This window comes from Pseudomonas sp. A0308, assembly GCF_044218815.1.
Lineage (GTDB): Bacteria > Pseudomonadota > Gammaproteobacteria > Pseudomonadales > Pseudomonadaceae > Aquipseudomonas > Aquipseudomonas iridis.
The window spans coordinates 6,293,795-6,315,547 of the sequence record NZ_CP162581.1 but is presented as its reverse complement, the minus strand read 5'-3'; the positions used below and the strand labels follow the sequence as shown (position 1 = coordinate 6,315,547).

At 56.8% G+C, this 21,753-nt stretch carries 19 protein-coding genes; 7 read left to right on the top strand and 12 right to left on the bottom strand.

What is annotated here, in order from left to right:
* Positions 1-21: 21 nt before the first annotated feature.
* Positions 22-1,140 (bottom strand): sugar diacid recognition domain-containing protein, encoded by a 1,119-nt coding sequence (locus AB4P92_RS29285; protein ID WP_395598627.1) that lies wholly within the window; start codon positions 1,138-1,140, stop codon positions 22-24.
* Positions 1,141-1,311: 171 nt separating this feature from the next.
* Between AB4P92_RS29285 and AB4P92_RS29280 the strand changes: the two genes are divergently transcribed.
* Positions 1,312-2,622, top strand: a complete 1,311-nt coding sequence (locus AB4P92_RS29280; RefSeq protein WP_210624590.1) for an MFS transporter — start codon at positions 1,312-1,314, stop codon at positions 2,620-2,622.
* 235 nt (positions 2,623-2,857) lie between these two features.
* Positions 2,858-3,739, top strand: coding sequence for an EamA family transporter RarD (gene rarD / locus AB4P92_RS29275; protein ID WP_395598626.1), 882 nt, complete (start codon positions 2,858-2,860; stop codon positions 3,737-3,739).
* A gap of 123 nt (positions 3,740-3,862) precedes the next feature.
* Here rarD and hppD read toward each other — a convergent pair whose 3' ends face one another.
* The gene (gene hppD, locus AB4P92_RS29270; protein WP_042559338.1) at positions 3,863-4,939 is read right to left on the bottom strand and encodes a 4-hydroxyphenylpyruvate dioxygenase; all 1,077 of its coding nucleotides are present in this window, start codon (positions 4,937-4,939) and stop codon (positions 3,863-3,865) included.
* A gap of 247 nt (positions 4,940-5,186) precedes the next feature.
* Entirely contained in the window at positions 5,187-6,134 is a 948-nt protein-coding gene (locus tag AB4P92_RS29265) for a DMT family transporter (protein ID WP_047301405.1), read from the bottom strand.
* A gap of 77 nt (positions 6,135-6,211) precedes the next feature.
* Between AB4P92_RS29265 and AB4P92_RS29260 the strand changes: the two genes are divergently transcribed.
* From AB4P92_RS29260 to AB4P92_RS29250, 3 genes are all read left to right on the top strand, one after another.
* Positions 6,212-7,084 (top strand): LysR family transcriptional regulator, encoded by an 873-nt coding sequence (locus AB4P92_RS29260; protein ID WP_047301407.1) that lies wholly within the window; start codon positions 6,212-6,214, stop codon positions 7,082-7,084.
* Positions 7,085-7,199: 115 nt separating this feature from the next.
* Complete coding sequence (locus tag AB4P92_RS29255; protein ID WP_395598625.1) at positions 7,200-8,735, top strand: EAL domain-containing protein; 1,536 nt, start codon at positions 7,200-7,202, stop codon at positions 8,733-8,735.
* Positions 8,736-8,969: 234 nt separating this feature from the next.
* Entirely contained in the window at positions 8,970-9,335 is a 366-nt protein-coding gene (locus AB4P92_RS29250) for a histone-like nucleoid-structuring protein, MvaT/MvaU family (protein WP_042559342.1), read from the top strand.
* A 215-nt stretch (positions 9,336-9,550) separates the two neighbouring features.
* Here AB4P92_RS29250 and AB4P92_RS29245 read toward each other — a convergent pair whose 3' ends face one another.
* Positions 9,551-10,069 (bottom strand): DUF4946 domain-containing protein, encoded by a 519-nt coding sequence (locus AB4P92_RS29245; protein WP_395598624.1) that lies wholly within the window; start codon positions 10,067-10,069, stop codon positions 9,551-9,553.
* A 138-nt stretch (positions 10,070-10,207) separates the two neighbouring features.
* Here AB4P92_RS29245 and gloA point away from each other — a divergent pair, with 138 nt between their 5' ends.
* A complete protein-coding gene (gloA, locus tag AB4P92_RS29240) occupies positions 10,208-10,729 on the top strand; it encodes a lactoylglutathione lyase (protein ID WP_042559344.1) in 522 nt (173 codons plus the stop codon).
* Between the two features lie 125 nt (positions 10,730-10,854).
* Here the strand turns inward: gloA and ahpF are convergent, their stop codons facing one another.
* From ahpF to AB4P92_RS29225, 3 genes are all read right to left on the bottom strand, one after another.
* Positions 10,855-12,417: an alkyl hydroperoxide reductase subunit F gene (gene ahpF, locus AB4P92_RS29235; RefSeq protein WP_395598623.1), complete on the bottom strand. Its 1,563-nt coding sequence runs from the start codon at positions 12,415-12,417 to the stop codon at positions 10,855-10,857.
* Between the two features lie 130 nt (positions 12,418-12,547).
* Positions 12,548-13,111: an alkyl hydroperoxide reductase subunit C gene (gene ahpC, locus AB4P92_RS29230; protein ID WP_115146928.1), complete on the bottom strand. Its 564-nt coding sequence runs from the start codon at positions 13,109-13,111 to the stop codon at positions 12,548-12,550.
* A 138-nt stretch (positions 13,112-13,249) separates the two neighbouring features.
* On the bottom strand, positions 13,250-14,188 hold the full coding sequence (locus AB4P92_RS29225) for a site-specific integrase (RefSeq protein ID WP_395598622.1): 939 nt from the start codon (positions 14,186-14,188) through the stop codon (positions 13,250-13,252).
* A 178-nt stretch (positions 14,189-14,366) separates the two neighbouring features.
* Here AB4P92_RS29225 and AB4P92_RS29220 point away from each other — a divergent pair, with 178 nt between their 5' ends.
* Positions 14,367-15,383: a DNA-binding protein gene (locus tag AB4P92_RS29220; RefSeq protein WP_395598621.1), complete on the top strand. Its 1,017-nt coding sequence runs from the start codon at positions 14,367-14,369 to the stop codon at positions 15,381-15,383.
* On the opposite strand, the gene gorA is transcribed toward AB4P92_RS29220, so the two are convergent.
* The 5 genes from gorA to AB4P92_RS29195 form a co-directional block, all read right to left on the bottom strand.
* Positions 15,380-16,738, bottom strand: coding sequence for a glutathione-disulfide reductase (gene gorA / locus AB4P92_RS29215; RefSeq protein WP_042559348.1), 1,359 nt, complete (start codon positions 16,736-16,738; stop codon positions 15,380-15,382). The genes AB4P92_RS29220 and gorA overlap by 4 nt on opposite strands.
* A gap of 105 nt (positions 16,739-16,843) precedes the next feature.
* Entirely contained in the window at positions 16,844-18,370 is a 1,527-nt protein-coding gene (locus tag AB4P92_RS29210; RefSeq protein WP_261735779.1) for an MFS transporter, read from the bottom strand.
* A 91-nt stretch (positions 18,371-18,461) separates the two neighbouring features.
* Positions 18,462-19,331, bottom strand: coding sequence for a prephenate dehydrogenase dimerization domain-containing protein (locus tag AB4P92_RS29205; protein WP_261735778.1), 870 nt, complete (start codon positions 19,329-19,331; stop codon positions 18,462-18,464).
* Positions 19,328-21,397 carry an aminodeoxychorismate synthase component I gene (gene pabB / locus AB4P92_RS29200; RefSeq protein ID WP_261735777.1) on the bottom strand — a complete coding sequence of 690 codons (2,070 nt, stop codon included), beginning with the start codon at positions 21,395-21,397 and terminating at the stop codon, positions 19,328-19,330. Before pabB ends, AB4P92_RS29205 begins: the two co-directional genes overlap by 4 nt.
* On the bottom strand, positions 21,394-21,729 hold the full coding sequence (locus AB4P92_RS29195) for a chorismate mutase (protein WP_261735776.1): 336 nt from the start codon (positions 21,727-21,729) through the stop codon (positions 21,394-21,396). The genes pabB and AB4P92_RS29195 overlap by 4 nt, the downstream gene beginning before the upstream one ends.
* Positions 21,730-21,753 lie beyond the last annotated feature (24 nt).

The window sequence follows — 21,753 nt, the reverse complement described above, 5'->3', positions numbered from 1 at the left end:
TGGCGTCAGTGAGAGCAGCAATCAACCCGGTTCAATCTGCGGCAACAACTGCACACCCAGATACAACGCCAGCATCCCCTCCAGCCTTAGCGGATCCACCCCGCTGATCTCGGCAATCCGCTCCATCCGATAGCGCAAGCTGTTGCGATGAATACCCAGCGCATCAGCACAGGCCTGACTCTGGCCATCGTGATCACACCAACTGCGCAGCGTCGCCAGCAATTGGCCGTTGCCGTCCTTGGCGATCACCTTGCGCAGTGGTTTGAGCAGTTCATCCAGCGCATCGTCGTTGCGATGGCGCCAGAGCATGACCGGTAGACGATAGCGATTGAGGGTCAACAAGCGCGAATTGGGCAACACCTCGCGGCCGTAGGCCAGCAGATCGCCGACCCGGCGATAACAACGGCGCAACCCGACCAGCCCGTCCGCCTGCCCGCCCACCGCAATGCGCAGGATTTTCCAGCCCAGGCCGTCGAGTTTTTCCAGCAAACGATCGTGCTCGATGTTTTGACTGGCCGGCCGACACCACAGCAGCGACGACTTGGCCGAGCTCACGCACCAACTGTCCGGGTATCGCGAGGTCAGCCAGGCACTCAGCGCTTCGACAGTTTGCCCCGGCCCGTGCTCAAGACCCAACTCGAACAGATACGGCACGCGCGTCAATTGCGGCTTGAGCCCGAGTTGCTGCGCCTCGTCGACCAGACGCGGTGAATCCCCCGCTTCGCTCAGCAGCAATGCCAGCAGATCATCGCAGCGCTGGCGCCGCCATTGCTGTTCGGCCTGCTGATTGCGTTGGCCCACCAGCATTTCGGCGGTCATGCGCACCAGTTCGGCGTAAGTGCGCAGATGCTCTGGTTCGCCGGTAATGCCCAGCACGCCTATCAACCGCTGATCGAGCCACAGCGGCAGATTGATCCCCGGTTGCACACCCTTCAGATGCAGGGCTGTCGGCGCGTCTATCTCCACCACGCGACCGTTGGCCAACACCAGTTGCGCACCTTCGTGGCGGGTGTTGATGCGCTCCGGCTCGCCGCTGCCGAGGATCAAGCCCTGGCTGTCCATGACGTTGACGTTGTACGGCAAAATGGCCATGGCCCGGTCGACGATGTCCTGAGCGAGGTCGTGATCGAGTTCGAACATAACGGCTGCAATCCTTCTAAACAGGCGCGGACGGTTGGTCACCCGCACAGGGTCTGGTGGCAAACCCTGTGCTCAGGCACAAAGACAATCCAGCCAAAGGTGGCCGAGACTCTCAGGGCGATCAACGTTACCCTTTGCATCGCAAAAAATCATAATAAAGAGAGAGCCGCTATGTCGCAGAGCGCCGCAGCTACCCAGACCATCGACGATGATAAAAACGCCGTTTACAAACGCATTACCCTGCGCCTGATCCCCTTCATTTTCATCTGCTATCTGTTCAACTACCTCGACCGGGTTAACGTTGGATTTGCCAAACTGCAGATGCTCGACGCGTTGAAATTCAGCGAAACCGTGTACGGCCTAGGTGCCGGTATTTTCTTTATCGGCTACGTGCTGTGCGGCGTACCGAGCAATCTGGCCTTGACCAAATTCGGTCCGCGGCGCTGGATTGCGGTGATGATGATCACGTGGGGCACGCTGTCGACCTGCCTGTTGTTCGTCACCACACCAACCGAGTTCTATACCCTGCGCCTGTTTACCGGTGCGGCCGAGGCCGGGTTCTTCCCGGGCGTTGTGCTGTATCTCTCGCAGTGGTTCCCGACCTTCCGCCGTGGCCGGATCATGGCGCTATTCATGTCGGCGATCCCGGTGTCCGGTCTGCTCGGCAGCCCGTTTTCGGGCTGGATTCTCAATCACTTCGCGGCGGGCCAGGGCGGTTTGGCCGGCTGGCAGTGGATGTTTTTGCTGCAAGGCATTCCGACCGTGGTGCTGGGCTTGCTGGCTTACTTCCTGCTGAGCGACAGTTTTGCCAAGGCCAAATGGCTGACCGCACATGAGCGTGCGGTACTGGAAGCGGATCAAGCCGAAGACCTGGCGAACAAACCGAAAACCACCACCGATTCGCTGTTGGCGGTGTTCAAGAATCCGGCGATCTGGGCGTTCGGCCTGATCTATTTCTGCATCCAGAGCGGCGTGTACGCGATCAACTTCTGGCTGCCGTCGATCATCAAGAACCTCGGTTTCAGCGATAACCTGGTGATCGGCTGGTTGAGTGCGATTCCGTATCTGCTGGCGGCCGTGTTCATGCTGGTGGTCGGGCGTTCTGCGGACCTGCGCAAAGAACGCCGCTGGCATCTGGTGGTGCCTATGTTGATGGGCGCGATCGGTCTGGTGATTGCGGTGAATTTCGCCGGCAATCCGGCCATCGCTATCCTGGGTCTGACCATCGCGACCATGGGGGCGTTGACGGGCCTGCCGATGTTCTGGCCGGTGCCAACTGCCATGTTGAGTGCTGGCGCTGCTGCCGGAGGGTTGGCGTTGATCAACTCGATGGGACAGATGGCCGGATTCCTCAGCCCGTACCTGGTGGGTTGGGTCAAGGACAGCACCGGCTCGACGGATGCGGCGTTGTATCTACTGGCAGGTGTGATTGTTGCCGGAAGTGTGTTGGCGTTGCGCATGACGCGGACATTGCGCGCCTGATTCAAGCCGTATCAAAAGATCGCAGTCTGCGGCAGCGCCAACACGGGATAGATGTACACCGTGCAGGCGCTGTCCCCTCAATAGGATCAAAAAGATCGCAGCCTGCGACAGCTCCTACAATATATTCGACCCACCGTCATGACGGATGTGTGGAATATCGAGCACTCGAGCAATATTCAGCACAAAAACCACGTATCCTTCGCGCCCCGTTTGATCACCCACCCGCGAGGACAGTTTGTCTAAAGGTATCGCTTTATCGGTTACAGCCTCGGTGCTGTTTGCCGTCATGTATTACTTCACTTCGTTGCTCACCCCATTGAGCGGCGTGGAGATTTTCGGCTGGCGGATGCTCCTGACGGTGCCGTGCATGACGGTGTTCATGCTGGTCTCCAGCGAATGGCGGCGGGTCCTGGAGTTGATTCGCCTGATGGCGGGCAAGCCAAAACTCATCGGGGGGCTGGTCGTCTCGTCAGCGCTGCTCGGCGTGCAGTTGTGGCTGTTCATGTGGGCACCGCTCAACGGTTACAGCCTCGACGTGTCGCTGGGCTACTTCCTGCTGCCGCTGGCCATGGTACTGACCGGGCGGATTGCCTACGGCGAGAGCCTGTCGTACCTGCAAAAGGTCGCGGTGTTCTTTGCAAGCCTGGGCGTGTTGAACGAGTTGTATCAGGTCGGCGGATTTTCCTGGGCGACGCTGGTGGTCGTGGTCGGCTATCCGCTGTACTTCGTGCTGCGCAAATACCTGAAAACCGACCACCTCGGCGGGCTGTGGGTCGACATGACCCTGATGCTGCCGGTCGCTTACTGGTTTGTGCAGAGTGGTGAGCAAGGCTTGGACGTGTTCAATCAATATCCGGGGTTGATGTGGCTGATTCCACTGCTCGGCTTGATCAGTGCTTCGGCGCTGGTGGTTTACATCATTGCCAGCAGGTTGTTGCCGTTCAGTCTGTTTGGGTTGTTGAGTTATGTTGAGCCGGTGTTACTGCTGGGTGTCGCGCTGATCCTGGGCGAAAGCATCAAGTCAGGCGAATGGCTGACCTACATTCCGATCTGGCTGGCGGTTGTGGTGCTGATGTTTGAAGGGTTTAAACATTTGATGCGACAGCGCAGACCTTGAAAAGCAAAAGATCGCAGCCTTCGGCAGCTTCTACATTTGGAAGGTAAATCCCTAGTAGGAGCTGCCGAAGGCTGCGATCTTTTGACCTGAAAAAGCCTGGCCGAAGCCAGGCTTTTTTATCGCTTACTCGGTCGCCAGTACACCGCGGCGAACCTGGTCACGCTCGATCGATTCGAACAGTGCCTTGAAATTGCCCTCACCGAAACCATCATCGCCTTTACGCTGGATGAATTCGAAGAACACCGGGCCCATCAGGGTTTCCGAAAAGATCTGCAGCAGCAGACGCTTGTCGCCCTGCTCCGATGAGCCGTCGAGCAGAATGCCACGCGACTGCAGTTGATCAACCGGCTCGCCGTGGTTCGGCAGACGCCCTTCGAGCATTTCGTAATAGGTTTCCGGTGGCGCGGTCATGAAGCGCATGCCGATCTTCTTCAGGTGATCCCAGGTCTTGATCAGGTCATCGGAGAGGAACGCGACGTGCTGGATGCCCTCGCCATTGAACTGCATCAGGAACTCTTCGATCTGCCCGGCGCCCTTGGACGACTCTTCGTTCAGCGGGATGCGGATCATGCCGTCCGGCGCGGTCATCGCTTTGGAGGTCAGGCCGGTGTATTCGCCTTTGATATCGAAGTAGCGGATTTCGCGGAAGTTGAACAGCTTCTCGTAGAAGTTCGCCCAATAAGCCATGCGACCGCGATACACGTTGTGAGTCAGATGGTCGATGATCTTCAGGCCGGCACCGACCGGATTGCGATCAACACCTTCGATAAACACGAAGTCGATGTCATAGATCGAGCTGCCTTCGCCGAAACGGTCGATCAGGTACAGCGGCGCGCCGCCAATGCCTTTGATCGCCGGCAGGTTCAGCTCCATCGGCCCGGTTTCGATGTGGATCGGCTGGGCGCCGATTTCCAGCGCGCGCTTGTAGGCCTGCTGCGAATCCTTGACGCGGAACGCCATGCCGCACACCGACGGGCCGTGCTCGGCCGCGAAGTAGGAAGCCACGCTGTTCGGTTCGTTGTTGAGGATCAGGTTGATCGCGCCCTGACGATACAGGTGCACATTCTTGGAACGGTGGGTGGCGACTTTGGTGAAGCCCATGATCTCGAAGATCGGCTCCAGAGTGCCAGGGACCGGCGATGCAAGCTCGATGAACTCAAAGCCCATCAGGCCCATTGGGTTTTCGTATAAATCTGCCATGGTGACGCCTCATCATTTCTTATCAATTAACCAGGGTTATTTGTCAGTCATGCTGAGGTAGCTGGGTGGCGCACAGGAGATGCCACGCACACTGCGGGCGAGAAAGTCACCGTAGATCAGTTGAAACCCGAATATCTTCATTGTCGACCCAAGGCTCTTGCGGGCGAGGCTTCTGCTGCCAGAAGACGAATTATTATTGTATGCGTAACCCGATTCTACACAGCGTAAATAGGGTTGTCTGCCCTCTCTATAAAATCCGCTTTTCTGGCGCCGGTGCAAGGGGTTTGTTGCACAGGTAAATGCCCGCCAGGATCAGTACGCCCCCCAGCCCCATGGCCAGCGTCAGTTGTTCGCCGAGCAACAAGGCACCGAGAATCACTGCAGTCAATGGATTCAGGGCAATGAACACGCCGGAGCGGGTTGCACCTATTTTGCGGATGCCATCGTAGTAACCGATATAGGCCAGTGCCGAGCCGAGGACACCGAGGTAGAACAGGCTCAGCCACTGTGGTGTGCCGAGTTCAATCAGCCCAGCCCAACTCAATTCCCCGCGCACCGCTGCCAGCGTCCAGAGCATTGCCGTGCCGATGAGGATCGAATAAGTCACCGTCTGCACTGGGCCGATCGTCTGGTTGAGGCGACGGGAAAACAGCGAATAAACACCCCAGCCGAGCACGCACCCCAGAATCAGCAAATCGCCGATCCACGCGTCCGGCGTCGCAGCCAGCAATTGCGGATTACGACTGACGATCACCAGCCCGGCGCCGACAATGCAGATTACGATGCCAGCGACTTTCATGCTTCCAAGGCGCTCCTTGAACAGCAGCCAGGAAGCGAGGCCGATCACCGCGGGATTCAACGCGACAATCAACGAGGCTCGCGAAGCATTGATGTACTGCAAACCATAAAAGAAGCACAGGTTGTAGAAGAAGATGCCGAAGCACCCCAGCACTGCCAGTTGCAGCCACTCGCGCACCGAAGGTCGCGCCAACGGGATCCGCGCCAGCCATAAAAAACCCAGTAACGCGACGCTGGCCAGCAAAAATCGCAGGCTGGCCGCGAACATCGGGCTGAGGCTACCGGCCAGAAAACGCCCGGCAACAAATGTTCCACCCCATATCATGGTGACTGCCGCCAATGTCAGATAGACCCGCATTGCGCAGTGGGTTGTGTGAGTTTGCTCAACGTTTCGCATGACACTCCAAACGGGAGAAAGGAAAGATGACGTATCATTCGCCTCATTCCCGATCATCGTAAAATGAGCAAACACTCATGACCCTCACTCAACTGGAGATTTTCTCCCAGGTGGCCGAACTGCGCGGTTTCACTCTCGCCGCCCATCAGTTAGGGATTTCACAGTCTGCGGTGTCTCACGCAATGAAGTTGCTGGAGCAGGAACTTGGCGTCGAACTGCTGCGCCGGCATCAGTCGCAAGTGGAACTCAGCGATATCGGCGAGCAATTGCTGCTGCGCGCCCGCGCCATGCTCGGCCTGGCCAATACGATGCGCCAGGAAGCCGCCGATGCCCGCGGCATGAAACGCGGCACGCTGCGCATTGGATCATTCGGCCCAACCTCATCGATCAAGTTGTTGCCCAATATTCTGCAGCACTATCGCCAGGCCCACCCGGGCATCGAAGTGCATGTTGATGAGGGACCGGATCGGCAAGTCGTTCAGTGGCTGGAAGAGCGGCGGATCGACATCGGTTTCGTGGTGCTGCCCGAAGAACGTTTCGACACGTTTGCCTTGATCGAAGATCAGATGGTCGCCCTGCTCCCCGCGGCGCATCCCTTGGCAACACGATCCGATCTGAGCCTGAAAGCGCTTTGCGCTGATCCGTTCATTTTGACCGAGGCAGGGTCGTCGGAACTGGTGTCGCGACTGTTCAACGCCGCACGCCTGCAACCGAACATTCGTTATCGTTGCTCGCAATTGCTCAGTACGCTCGAGACGGTCAGCCGCGGCGACGCGATCACGGTGATTGCCGAAGGTTCGCTGCCGGACTCGCCACATCCCGGTTACGTAAAAATACCGCTGTCGCCGGCAGTTAAACGCCAGGTCGGTCTCGCCGTCCTCGACCAGCGTCAGGCATCACCGGCGGCGCTGGCCTTTATCGAGCTGGCATCACGACTTAACCCGCAATGAGCGGCGCAAGTGTCATCTGCCATCTATCCTGCCCACTGGCTGAAATGTTTTTCAGCGGTGCACCGGTGCCGGGTCTGATGTCGGGCGCCTCACTTATTCGCGACAGGATGCGCCCATGCCGTTGACCGTCAGACCTCGCCGTAAACATAGCGTGCGCATCGCTATCACCCTGCTCTGCGCGCTGCTGCCAGTCTTGCTGGGTGGCGTGATTCTGTACATGCAGGCCGAGCGCACCCTTGCGCAGAGTTCACAGAAGACGGCCGAAGAGGCGTTGCTTCAGTTCGAGTTGATGCTTGACAGCACAGCCCAGGCGGCCTGGGATCTGCTACCGCTGGCCGGTCAACCGTGTGAAAACGTCAAACTGGCCCTGCGCGAGCAGGTAACCCGCCGCCCTTTTGTGCGCTCGACCAATCTGGTGTGGGACAACAATCTTTATTGCAGTTCGTTGTTCGGCGACTTCAAGGAAGCCGTTAAAGCAGGCGACTATGTTCAGGGCAAGTTGTGGTTGATGAACGGCAATCCGGTCACACCCAACACCGCGCTGCTGGTGTACCGGCTCAGCGATGGTCGCGGTGGTGCATTGACGACACTGGATGGCTATCACCTGAGCAACATGCTGCGACTGATCGGCCGGCACACACTGCTGTTATTGCAGGTGGGTGATAACTGGATGTCAGCCAATGGCCAGGTTCGCCAAGGCGTGCTGCCCGCGCTGCCGGTAGCGCACACCATGCTGGACTCTTCGCGGTATGCGTTCAGCGTCTCGGCCGGTTTTCCAAAGGGTGAAACCTGGCGCTACATGGCCGAACAGTACCCACCATTGTTCAGCCTGCTGATGTTCTTTGGTGTGGTGTCGGGCGCCATCGGCCATGTCGTGCAGAAGCGCTCGACTTCGCCGAGCCACGAAATGCTTCGTGCCCTGGAAGCCGGCGAGTTCGTTCCGTACTTCCAGCCCGTGGTGCACGGCGACAGCAAGAAATGGTCAGGCGCTGAAGTGTTGATGCGCTGGAATCACCCCAAGGAAGGCCTCGTGCGCCCGGACCTGTTTATCCCGTTCGCCGAGCACTCAGGGCTGATCGTGCCGATGACCCGCGCCTTGATGCGACAAACAGCGGCGTTACTTGGGCCCCAGTCACCGACCTTTGCCGCGCCGTTTCACATCGGTATCAACATTACCGCGAGTCATTGCCGGGATCTGGCACTGGTCAAAGATTGCCGTGAGTTTCTCGCATCCTTCGCGCCCGACAGCGTCAGTCTGGTGCTGGAGTTGACCGAGCGCGAGCTGATCGAGCCCACCGAGATCACGCAGCAGCTGTTTGAGCAATTGCATGCACTGGGCGTGAAGATCGCCATCGACGACTTTGGCACCGGGCACTCAAGCCTCGGTTACTTGCGCAGATTCAATGTGGATTTCCTCAAGATCGACCAGAGTTTTGTGGCCATGATCGGCGTTGACGCGCTTTCGCGGCACATTCTGGACACCATCATCGAACTCTCGGCCAAGCTTGATCTGGGCATTGTTGCCGAAGGTGTCGAAACACAGGCACAAGCGGATTATCTGACCGCGCATAACGTTAACTTCCTGCAAGGCTATCTGTACGGCAAACCCATGCCGGCGGCAGACTTCATTAGTGCATTAAGTCACCATTAACTAAATGGACTTAAGCGAGATACGCCGACAAGGCGCACAAAAATGATACAAAAAACCACTGCTGTTACATGAGGACAACATCAGGATTTACTCCTGACGCATTAACAACTACAATTTTTCTTGCCTGTGCAAAGACTGGCAGGCGAGCCACTTATCACCGAGTCGCTACAAGGCTCCAGTTTTAAGCTTTGTTTGCGGTTGGTATCAGCCAAATACACTATTGGAGTAAAGATATTGTCCAGACTCGCTGAATTTCGTGCAGCTGAAAAGGCCCTTCAGGAACAGCTCAAGCAGTTGGAATCGCTGAAGAACGATGCCGGGCTCAAGAAAGAAATCGAATTCGAAGAAAAGCTCCAGGGGCTGATGAAAAGCTACGGCAAGGGCCTTAAAGACATCATCGCCATTCTCGATCCGAATCCGACAAAATCCGCACTGCAAAGCTCTGCAGCGCCTAAAACCCGCCGCGCTCGCGTGGTCAAGGTCTATCAGAATCCGCACACCGGCGAACTGATCGAGACCAAGGGCGGCAACCACCGTGGCCTGAAAGCCTGGAAGGAAGAGTATGGTGCAGGCACCGTTGATTCCTGGTTGCGCGGTTAATCCGGCTCCCACCAAAGCCCTGCATGATGCAGGGCTTTTTTATTGACAATATCTAACAAATGAAATGAATTTCATCGAGCAAGTTGCGATTTTTGTGTAACGCTACTGAGCCAAAAACCTAAACATTCTGCTGCATCATGTTGCGAGCGGCACCAACGTTAAACTTTGTGCTTAATCCCTTCGGGTATCTAACCCGGCGAGATGAGTACAGTGGGTTAAAGTTTCAGGCTGTTTCTCACCGCGACTATCTCTTCCGCGCTCGCCTTATAAGCCTCGGCCTGACCGGCATAGGAAAGAACATAAGCCTTATCCGCCGCGACCGCCGCTACCAGCGTTTGCGATAACACATGCCGACCGTTTTCGGTCACCGTGCAAGTCGTCTCCAGGGCAGACAAAGAACCAAGCGTCGTCGGATGCACCTTGTTGCAGACACTTTGATAGCCCCCCTTGAAAAAGTCCTTTTGTATCGACTTGCGCATTTCCAGCAAAACACCTTGCAAATTGACTTGATGACCCGTTTCAATCTGAGTCATGGTCAACTCCATCACCATTACCTGATTGCCATCGGCATCGTTCTTGACCCCCCGCTGGCGAGAAACCTGCGGCGCGGCGTCGGCAAGCGCCTCCACCTGCCAGCCTGCGGGCCAGGTGATGCTCGGTTCTTCGGCAAACACAGTAGCGGTGCACAGAAACAAGCCAAAGAAAACTAACGGGGTTTTAAACAGTCGGATCATTGCCGGACGCACTCGAAGATTGAGCCGCAAAGTCTGAGCCCCCGCCGCGCGCACGGCAAGCCTGCCCTTTCATTTGGCGATGCCGGCAGGCATGCGTATCATTGCGCCAATCACTCGCCCATAGTTATTGGAGGGCCCATGAGCCTGCACGAACTGAACACTTTCCCCGGCGTTACCGCCACGCCAGACAGCGCAACCCACAATTTCGTTTTCAACCACACCATGCTGCGCGTCAAGGACATCACCAAGTCCCTGGATTTCTACACCCGCGTGCTGGGTTTCTCGCTGGTTGAGAAGCGCGACTTTCCGGAAGCGGAATTCAGCCTGTATTTCCTGGCGCTGGTCGACAAGGCGCAGATCCCGGCCGACGCCGCTGCTCGCACCGAATGGATGAAGTCGATCCCGGGCATTCTGGAACTGACCCACAATCACGGCACCGAAAACGATGCCGATTTTGCCTATCACAATGGCAACACTGACCCGCGTGGTTTCGGCCACATCTGCATCTCGGTGCCGGACATCGTGGCAGCGTGTGAGCGTTTTGAAGCGCTGGGCTGTGACTTCCAGAAGCGCCTGACCGATGGCCGCATGAAAAGCCTGGCGTTTATCAAGGATCCGGATGGTTACTGGGTCGAGATCATTCAGCCTGCGCCGATGTGAAAGGCGAAAAGCCCCTCACCCTAACCCTCTCCCTCGGGAAAGGGCTGGGGTGAGGGGCTGCATTTTCACGCACAATAAAAAACCCCATGATCACTCATGGGGTTTTGTCTTTTCAGGCCTGGCGTTTACGCCGGAGCCGAAGTTCGGATCAAGTGATCGAACGCGCTCAGCGAAGCCTTCGCGCCCTCGCCCACTGCAATCACGATCTGCTTGTACGGCACAGTGGTCACGTCACCGGCAGCGAAGATGCCCGGGATCGACGTCTCGCCACGGTTATCGACAATGATCTCGCCACGCGGCGACAGCTCGATGGTGCCTTTGAGCCAGTCAGTGTTGGGCAGCAGACCGATCTGCACAAAAATCCCTTCCAGCTCGATAGTGCGCAGTTCGTCAGTATTGCGATCCTTGTAGCGCAGGCCGTTGACTTTCTGGCCGTCGCCGGTGACTTCAGTGGTTTGCGCACTGGTGATCACGGTAACGTTCGGCAGGCTGTGCAGCTTGCGCTGCAACACGGCGTCGGCCCGCAACTGCACATCGAACTCCAGCAGCGTCACGTGCGCCACGATACCGGCCAGGTCGATGGCCGCTTCAACGCCAGAGTTACCACCGCCAATCACCGCGACACGCTTGCCTTTGAACAGCGGGCCATCACAGTGCGGGCAGTACGCCACGCCTTTGTTTCGATAGTCCTGCTCGCCCGGCACGTTCATTTCACGCCACCGCGCACCGGTTGCCAGAATCACGCTCTTGGCTTTGAGGGTCGCGCCACTGGCGAAACGGATTTCATGCAGCTCGCCATTTTTACCCGGGATCAGCTTGTCGGCGCGTTGCAGGTTCATGATGTCGACGTCGTACTGCTTGACGTGTTCCTCCAGCGCCGTGGCCAGTTTCGGCCCTTCGGTTTCCTGCACGGAAATGAAGTTCTCGATGGCCATGGTGTCCAGCACCTGACCGCCGAAACGCTCAGCCGCAACACCGGTGCGGATGCCTTTACGTGCGGCATAAATGGCCGCCGAAGCACCGGCCGGGCCACCGCCGACCACCAGCACGTCAAAGGCTTCCTTGGCGCTGATTTTCTCAGCCTGACGCTCGATGGCGCCGGTGTCGAGTTTGGCGAGGATCTCTTCCAGACCCATGCGGCCCTGGCCGAAGTTTTCGCCATTCAAGTAAATGCTCGGCACGGCCATGATCTTGCGATCGTTGACTTCGTCCTGGAACAGCGCGCCGTCGATGGCGACGTGGCGGATGTTCGGGTTCAGCACCGCCATCAGGTTCAGCGCCTGAACGACGTCCGGGCAGTTCTGGCAGGACAGCGAGAAATACGTCTCAAAACTGAACTCGCCTTTGAGCGAGCGAATCTGCTCGATGACTTCGGCACTGGCTTTCGATGGGTGGCCGCCGACTTGCAGCAGGGCCAGCACCAGCGAGGTGAATTCGTGGCCCATCGGGATGCCGGCGAAACGCAGACTGATATCGGCGCCCGGGCGGTTGATCGAGAACGATGGCTTGCGAGCATCGTCACCGCTGTCGATCAAAGTAATTTGGCTCGAAAGACTGGCAACGTCTTTCAGCAGGTCCAGCATTTCACGGGATTTCGCACCGTCGTCGAGGGAAGCAACGATCTCGATCGGCTGGGTGACCCGTTCCAGGTACGATTTCAACTGGGCTTTAAGATTGGCGTCCAACATACGGGCGATTTCCTTTGGTTTGTTTCAGACATAAAAAAACGCCCGAGCGAATCTCGCCCGGGCGTTTTATTGGGCGGTGCAGCTAACTTAAGTAGGTGCGGAGTTCCGCCCTGAGTTGCGTGTCACAGACTTAGATCTTGCCGACCAGGTCCAGGGACGGAGCCAGAGTGGCCTCGCCTTCTTTCCACTTGGCTGGGCAAACTTCGCCTGGGTGAGCAGCAACGTACTGAGCAGCCTTGATCTTGCGCAGCAGCTCGGAAGCGTCACGACCAACGCCGCCATCGTTCAGTTCAACGATTTTGATCTGGCCTTCAGGGTTGATCACGAAGGTGCCACGGTCAGCCAGGCCAGCTTCTTCAATCAGCACGTCGAAGTTGCGGGAGATAACCTGAGTCGGGTCGCCGATCATGGTGTACTGGATTTTGCCGATGGCTGGCGAAGTGTTGTGCCAGGCAGCGTGAGCAAAGTGGGTGTCGGTGGAAACGCTGTAGATCTCTACGCCCAGCTTCTGGAAAGCAGAGTAGTTGTCAGCCAGGTCTTCCAGCTCGGTTGGGCAAACGAAGGTGAAGTCGGCTGGGTAGAAGAACACAACCGACCACTTGCCTTTCAGGTCAGCGTCCGAGACTTGAACGAAGTCGCCGTTTTTGAACGCGGTAGCTTTGAACGGTTTTACTTGGCTGTTGATGATAGGCATTGATGACTCTCCGTCAGTGGTTATGAAGTTGATGGGGTGAATCCTACCCACTCACTCGACGGATGGCTCATTGGCAAACCTGATGCTGCTGATTTGTTTTCGCTATTAGCAGACTGTATTAATAGAAGAAAACGATATCTAGGGCGAAACCGGTTTATCCGTAATCCGAGCCATCCCCTGGAATGGGCTGGATTCAACATAGCGCATGGCTGACTTCATATCCTTCCAGCCGACGTAACTCATCAACGATTTCAGGTCCCAGCCACTTTGATGGGCCCAGGTTGCAAAGCCGCGGCGTAACGAGTGACTGGTGTAGCGTTCGGCGGCAATCCCGGCGCGCTCCAGCGCCTGGCGCAATAACGGGATGATGCTGTTGGCGTGCAAGCCCTCTTCGCTCAGATTGCCCCAGCGATCGATGCTACGGAAAACCGGGCCGCGCACCAGTGCCGCTTCGTTGATCCAGTCGATATAGGCCTGCACCGGGCATAGCTTGAGCAGTGCCGGAGTCTGATACGTCTGGCCGAGGTTTTCCCGATCGCCTTTGCTGCGCGGCAGATACAAGGTGATGCCATTGCCGGCATGCGCCTGCACATGCTCGATCTGCAAGCGGCACAACTCATCGCTGCGAAAGCCGCGCCAGAAGCCCAGCAGAATCAGCGCGCGATCGCGATAAGCCTTGAGCAATGACGGACGATCCTGCTGCGCCTTCGCAATTTGAGCTTCCTGTTCCAGCCAATCGATGACTCTCTCCAAATCCTGCAGCTGCAAAGGCTCGGCTTGTTTTTCCTGCGCCGGGTGCAGCGCCCGAATGCCTTTGAACACTTTGCGCACCACGGGCGCTTTCGTCGGGTCGGCAAAACCCTGGCTGTTGTGCCACTGCGCCAGTGCCGACAGCCGCAGCTTCAATGTATTGATCGCCAGCACACCCGCATGCTCGACCAGATAGCGCGCAACGCTGTCGGCTGTGGCCGGCAGAAACCCACCCCACGTTATTTCGAAATGCTCGATGGCGGCGCGATAGCTGCGGCGGGTGTTGTCACGGGTGGCGGCTTGCAGGTAGCGATCCAGATCGCTCATGGGCTGTTTTCTCGCTGGCGTACTGATTCAAGGATGTCCGAAACGCATTTTGCCGCCTGACACTGGGTAATACCAGTATATCCCGCCTCTTAAATGTCAAAGATTTAACTTTATTATCATCGTGGTACACTACGTACTTTAGTGGCATGTACCACAGTACGTAATCGTAGGAGTTCACATGGCCCGTGGCGGCATTACCAAAGCGCTGGTTCAGATTGCGCGCACAGCAATCCTGGCCCGCGGCGAACACCCAAGCATCGATGCAGTACGCATTGAAATGGGCAATACCGGTTCGAAAACCACGATCCATCGCTATCTCAAAGAGCTGGATGACGGCGCTCAGCCGATCGAAGCTTCAGCCGAGCCCATCGACGACGAGCTGACAGCGCTGGTTTCGCGTCTCGCCCAGCGCTTGAAGGAGCAGGCCCAAGAGCCCATCGAGCAGGCTCGCGAGCAGTTTGAGGAACAGCGCGACGCGCTCGAATCAGAGCTCAAGCAGGTGCGTCAGGCTCTGGAACAACTGGAGCACCAGCACGACATTCAAGGCGCCGCGCTGGAGCGTGAATCCGAGGCGCTAAGCAACACCCGCTCGATGCTGCAAACCGAGCAAACCCGCAATGCCGGTCTGAATCAGGCATTGGCCGACTTTGAATTGCGCTTGCAGGACAAGGACGAGCAGATCCGCTCACTGGAAGAAAAGCACCTGCACGCCCGCGATGCGCTGGAGCACTACCGCAACGCCACCAAGGAGCAGCGCGAGCAGGAACAGAGCCGCCACGAAGGCCAGGTGCAGCAAATTCAGGCAGAGCTGCGTCAGGCGCAGCAAAGCGCGATGGTGCGCCAGGATGAAATTACCCAACTGCATCGCGACAACGAGCGCTTGCTCACCGAGAACCGCGGCACTCAACGCGAACTCAGCCTGATGCAAGACCAGCTCAAGCAAAGCAACCAGCGCCAGGATCAATTGCTGGAGCAAGCCACCCGCGTTGACAGTGAGCGCACCCTCCTCCACGAACGTCTGCGCGTAGCAACACTGGAAAGCCAGACACTCAAACAGAGCGTCGAGGAGCAGACGCTACTCAATCAGTCACTGGAAAAGGAATTGACCAAGGCTCAAGCGAGCCTGGAAGACAGCCTTCGCCTGGCAGCTACCGTTGCGGCAACGCCAGACTCGGCCAAACCGAAAGACGCTTAAGCGCCGACCGGTGTACGCATGGTGACAAACTCTTCGGCGGCCGTCGGGTGCACCCCGATCGTGTCGTCGAAGTCACGCTTGGTCGCGCCAGCCTTCAGCGCAATCGCCAGGCCCTGGACGATTTCGCCCGCGTCCGGACCGACCATGTGGCAGCCGAGAACCTTGTCAGTCTTGCCGTCGACCACCAGCTTCATCAGCGTTTTCTCCTGACATTCAGTCAGGGTCAGCTTCATCGGCCGGAAGCGGCTCTCGAAGATCACCACATCGTGACCCGCTTCACGCGCATCTTCTTCGGTCAAACCGACAGTGCCGATGTTCGGCAGGCTGAACACAGCCGTCGCGATCATCTTGTAATCCACCGGACGGTATTGCTCCGGCTTGAACAGACGCCGCGCCACCGCCATGCCCTCGGCCAATGCCACAGGCGTCAGCTGCACGCGACCAATGACGTCACCCAGCGCCAGAATCGACGGCTCAGTGGTCTGGTATTGCTCATCGACCTTGATGAAACCTTTATCGGTGAGCTGAACATCAGTGTTTTCCAGCCCCAGGTTGTCCAGCATCGGACGGCGACCGGTCGCGTAGAAAATGCAATCGGCCTCCAGCACTCGGCCATCCTTGAGCGTGGCTTTCAAGCTGCCGTCCGCCTGCTTGTCGATGCGCGCGATGTCGGCATTGAATTGCAGATCCATGCCGCGCTTGGTCAGCTCCTCTTGCAAGTGCTTGCGCACCGAACCATCAAAGCCGCGCAGGAACAGATCGCCGCGGTACAGCAATGTGGTGTTGGCGCCGAGGCCGTGGAAGATCCCGGCAAACTCGACCGCGATGTAACCACCACCCACGACCAATACGCGCTTGGGCAGTTCTTTGAGGAAGAAAGCCTCATTGGAACCGATCGCGTGCTCACGCCCCGGAACCTCTGGAATCTGCGGCCAGCCACCCGTAGCGATAAGGATATTTTTTGCAGTGAAGCGCTCACCATTGACTTCGACTTCATGCGGACCAACGATCTTCGCGTGAGCTTCGTGCAGGGTCACACCGCTGTTCACCAGCAGATTGCGATAAATGCCATTGAGGCGATTGATCTCGCGATCCTTGTTGGCGATCAGCGTCGCCCAATCAAAATTCGCCTCACCCAGACTCCAGCCGAAACCGGACGCCTGCTCGAAGTCTTCGGCGAAATGCGCGCCGTAAACCAGCAGCTTTTTCGGCACGCAACCAACGTTGACGCAGGTCCCGCCCAGATAACGGCTCTCAGCCACCGCCACTTTCGCACCAAAACCGGCCGCAAACCGCGCAGCGCGAACTCCACCGGAACCAGCACCAATTACATAAAGGTCAAAATCGTAGGCCATTTCTATCTCCTCGGCAGGCGATCAGCATACCTGTAGACACCCATTGAGCAAGTCTCTACAGGATGTGGATGAGCAATACCGAGGAGTTCTACCTTCAGCTTTTGATTAATGACATTCTGCTGGTTGCGATTTTGGCAATCGCAACGTAAGCCAAGCGATCAGAATCGCCATGAGTGCCAGGCTGAACGCGACCCACGAAACCAATTCGATTCCGCCTTCAAATGCACTTCCTGCCTGCTGCATCAACTGTTGCGCCTGATCTTCCACCAAACCGGTCGCCACATGATGAGCACCCGACAGCGTTTCACTTGCCAGCGCTGCCTGAATATCACTCAAAAACGCTGGTAGCTGCAGGCCAGTACGATAGTAGGCCGTAACCAGGCCGCCGAGCAGAGTCGTTCCCAACACCACGCCCACTTCATAGGCTGTTTCACTGATGGCGGAAGCTGCACCTGCCTTTGCCGGGGGCGCAGCCGACAAAATCACGTCATTGGAAACCGTCGCAATAGCGCCCACTCCGATATTCAACAATGCGAACGCCGCTACCAATACCGCAAGACTGCTGCCCATGCTGGCCACCAGCAAAAACGCCGCGCCAGCGAAGGCCATCAGGACCGGTATCAGTACATGCACAGGCATACGCTGCGCGACCGGGACCACCGCCATTCCAACCATGATTGCCATAATTTGCCCTGGCACCAACGCCAGACTCGCACTCAAGGGCGACATCTGCAGGACAATTTGCAGATACTGAGTCGTAAAGAAAACGAAACCGACGAGAAACGCAAGACTCATCAAATTGATTAAAACAGACCCGCTGAAGGTGCCACTGCGAAATAGGGCCATATCCATCAGAGGCACAGGAAGACGCAGCTGTCGCCTTACGAACATCCAGCCCGCCAATGCACCGACCAAAAAAGTAATTAGCACTGCCAAGTCAACGCCGTCACTGGCGCCATGTTTGATGCTGTAAACGATGCTTCCCAGTGCGACCATCGACTGGAGGATGCTGATCGGGTCCAACGGGCCCGACGCATCACGCTCTGACTCAGGGAGCAAAAGCGGCCCCAACACCAATAATGGAATCAGAACGGGCACCGCCAACAGAAAAATTGCGCCCCAACCAAAGAACTGCAGCAACACTCCGCCCACCAAAGGCCCCAGTGCCGAGCCGACGGTCAACGTCGTTGCCCAGATCGCCACCGCCAGCCTGCGCTCTTCTCGATCCTCAAAAACCGAACGTATCAATGCCAGCGTGGAAGGCATCAGCATCGCACCGAAAATCCCCATACAAGCCCGTCCGATAATCAGTTGCATGGCCGTCTCGGAGTAGGCAGTCAGCACCGAGACCACCGCAAACCCGAGTGACCCGACGAGCAGCAACTTACGGTGCCCCACCCGATCACCCAGACTACCCATCGACACCAGCAGCCCTGCGAGAACCAATGAGTAGGCATCGATCATCCACAACTGCTGGCTGGCAGTCGGTCGCAAGGCTTCGGCGATTTTGGGTAATGCGAAACCCAGTACGGTGTTATCGACGGTCACCAGCAGCACTGGCAACATCAACACGCCGAGGCCAAACCAGCGCTTTGATGTGTTACTGCCGGAAGACTCATTTGTTAATGCCATGGATAAAGCTCCTTAGACAAAGATAATTTCACGGGGCATTTTTGATGACCCCGCGAAACGTTTTCCTACGCACTTCCCTGGCGTATATGGATTAGTTCAGCAGTGAAAACACGTGCTGACAATCGACTGCCCCCGAATTCAAACGGCGACCCAATGCATTTGAAACACCTTGCAGATCATTGCGAAACCCGTCGTAATCCTGACTGCGAACACTCTCGGTCAAGCACTTCATCCCTTCTGCTAACGCCTCGCGCTGCTTGATGGCGTGATCGTTCTCCAGCTGAATGTCCCAGTAGACTTCGGGTGGATTCACCAGAACGCGAGACAACAACGCCATCATGGTGCGCATTGGCGGCGGCATCACTTCCAGCGCAGTTTCAAGGTCCAGCGAGCACTTGGACAACGCCAGCCCAAAGCCAAGAATCGCGGCATGAGGCAGCGCCTGACAAAGAGCCATCAGCTCGTCGTGGGCAACAGGCGTCATTCGCTTGATCTTCATTCCCGCACCGAGCAGAAACTGCTCGATAAAGGTTGTCGGCGACTCCTCCTCCAGGCAAACGGCAACAGTACGCCCCTGAACAGAAAGCTTCGGCGAAAACATCGGGTTGATCCCGACAAAGGGCTGTCGGGATGAAGCACTCTTTAATGCTCGATAAAACGGTTCTTGAACAGAGCAGGTTGGAATAAAGGCTACCTTGTCCGAAACAGCACCGAGAACCCAGGGGATGGCACGAATCGCGACACTTTCCGGCAAGGCAAAAACAACCGCCGTCGCCCCTTGAAAAATATGTCCGGTATTACTGAATGGACTGGTAACGTCGACCTCATGAAAAACACAGGGCTGCTCTGGTGGCCTGCGATCCACCACGCGCACATCGCATCCGTACTGCATAAAAATACGGGTAATGAGGGAACCCACCAGTCCAGCGCCACCCAACACGACTACCGTGTCGCCCATCATGCTTCGCTCCCTGCGACAAAACTGTAATAAGGCACGCTGGCCTTGACCAATGTCTCTTCAAGTTCCTGTTGCGGATCAGAGTGCGCAACGATCGCACCACCGATGCCAAATGTTGCCTCGCCGTCCTGCAGAACAGCTGTGCGTATGACAATGCTCAGTTCTGCTGCTCCGCTGAAAGACAACCAGCCCAAAGCGCCAGCATAGATACCTCGTGCCGAGGATTCCAACACGTCAATAATTTCCATTGTGCGTTTCTTCGGCGCCCCCGTCATGGAGCCACCCGGAAAACAGGCGCGAATGGCCTCAAGAGTTACCACTTCAGAACGAAGGTGCCCGCGAACGGTGGAAACCAGTTGATGTACCGACGAGAAACTCTCGACCGAGAAAATCTCGGGAACATGTACGCTCCCCGGGCGGCAAACCTGATTCAAGTCGTGGCGGACCAGATCAACAATCATCAGGTTCTCGGCTCTGTCCTTGGTTGAAACCCTGAGCTCATCACGCAGCATCCGGTCTTCCGAAACTTGTTCGCTGCGCGGCCTGGTACCTTTGATAGGGCGAGACTCGATCATCCCGCTGTCATCGATCCTGAGGAACGTCTCTGGTGATGCACTCAGCACCGAGAAATGCGCAAATGAAAGATAGGCGCCATAAGGCACAGGGCTGGCCTGACGCATTCGCTTGTAGGCGTTCAATGGCGCGCCGTCATACTTCATTTTTGCCCGGTTGGTGAGACAGATCTCATAAGACTCCCCATCGGTGATGTACTGCAGCGACTGATTGATCTTGGTGATGTAATCATCAGCTCCGTCATCAAGCGATAGCTTCAGTTCATCAACAGCTCCCGGAACAAATGCCCTGCCATGAAGAGTGGGAGTTTCTTCAAGCTCGACGACGTCAAGCAGCGTCGGCCAAACGGCCGCTTCCCCCGTGGCGGTGATCATGCACTGATAAGCTTTGCCTTCCTGATGATCAAAGACCAGAAAGTGTGGCGCAAACATGAACGCCGCATCTGGATGGCCCGACCGATAGACCTTTTCCCCTCCGGTTAATGCTTTTAATTCATACCCCAGGTAACCGACAAAACCGCCCTTGAAGCCGAATGGCATGTACTGTGGAGTGGCGATCTGAACGGCTTCGAAGATCTGTGCAACCAGCGTAAAAAAGTCGCCCTTAATGCTTTTTTTGCCCTTGGGTCCTTCGAGCGTCAGGCATTGATCAGTGACATCGTAGTCAAGCCTTATGGCGCCCTGCCCCACACCGCTGCCCATGATCGAGTAACGTGCGTTCGGTCTTTCCGATTTCTCGCTGTCCAGCCAAAACGCGAAGCGGTCATCGGCATAAAGGGTTGAAAATACCGCTTGGGGATCCAGGTTGTCAGATAGCTCTCGGTAGGAGAGCTGCATATTCAGGTCGCCTCCCACGGCGACATAGGCGCTTTTTGACGACGCGCATTCCGTATCGGATTCCAGCCGGCTTCTCACGCTGACGTTGTGTTCAAGCGCCATGCGTATGAAGTTGCTCAGTAGCGCGTGCCCATATTCCGAATCAATGGACTCCGGGTGGAATTGAACCCCCCATATCGGCCGGGAAACATGCTCGATTGCCATCACCACGCCTTCGGAGGACCAAGCTGTGCATTGAAGCTCCGCAGGCAGACTTGTGCACATCAGCGAGTGGTACCGGACCACATCAAACTGCTCGGGCAAGTCCCGAAAAAGCCCTTTGCCTGAGTGCGTAATACGGCTGCGATAGCCATGCACAGGGCTTGGAGCATGCCCGACAGCCCCCCCAAGAAACTGCGCGATTCCCTGATGCCCCAGGCAGATGCCGAGTATCGGCACAGGAGAATGCAAAATGACGTTGCCGCAGACACCGAAATCTTCCTCTTCGGCGGGATGTCCGGGGCCGGGGGACAGCACCACTGCGTCGTAGTTGTCGATACCGAGTTCGCTGTACGAAACACAGTTCTTGACGATGTCCGCACACACCCCCGTTACCTCGAACAGATATTGCGCGATGTTCTGAGTAAAGGAATCGAAGTTATCAATCAGCAGTATTTTCATGAGGACACGCCCCCACTCAGCCGCTGATTGATCAACACGTCTTCCTGCGTACACGTCTCCGCAATGATGAGTTTGAAAATCGATTCGGCGTACTCCGGCCTGAGCCCGGTTGCCTGTGATCTTTCCTTGATCATTTCCAGCACATGGGAAATTCGCCCAGGCTGCATCATCGCAATGCCGTGCGCGGCTTTAAGCTCGGCAATGCCCATACACAGCTTCATGCGCTCCGAGAGCAGGTCAACCACCTGTAAATTGATCGAGTCGAGCCTTTCTCGCAGCGGTCGCAAAATGTTTGAAGTTCCCGTCTGTGATAACTGTCCGTGTTGTTGCATTCATGCACCTCCATTAGCCAATTT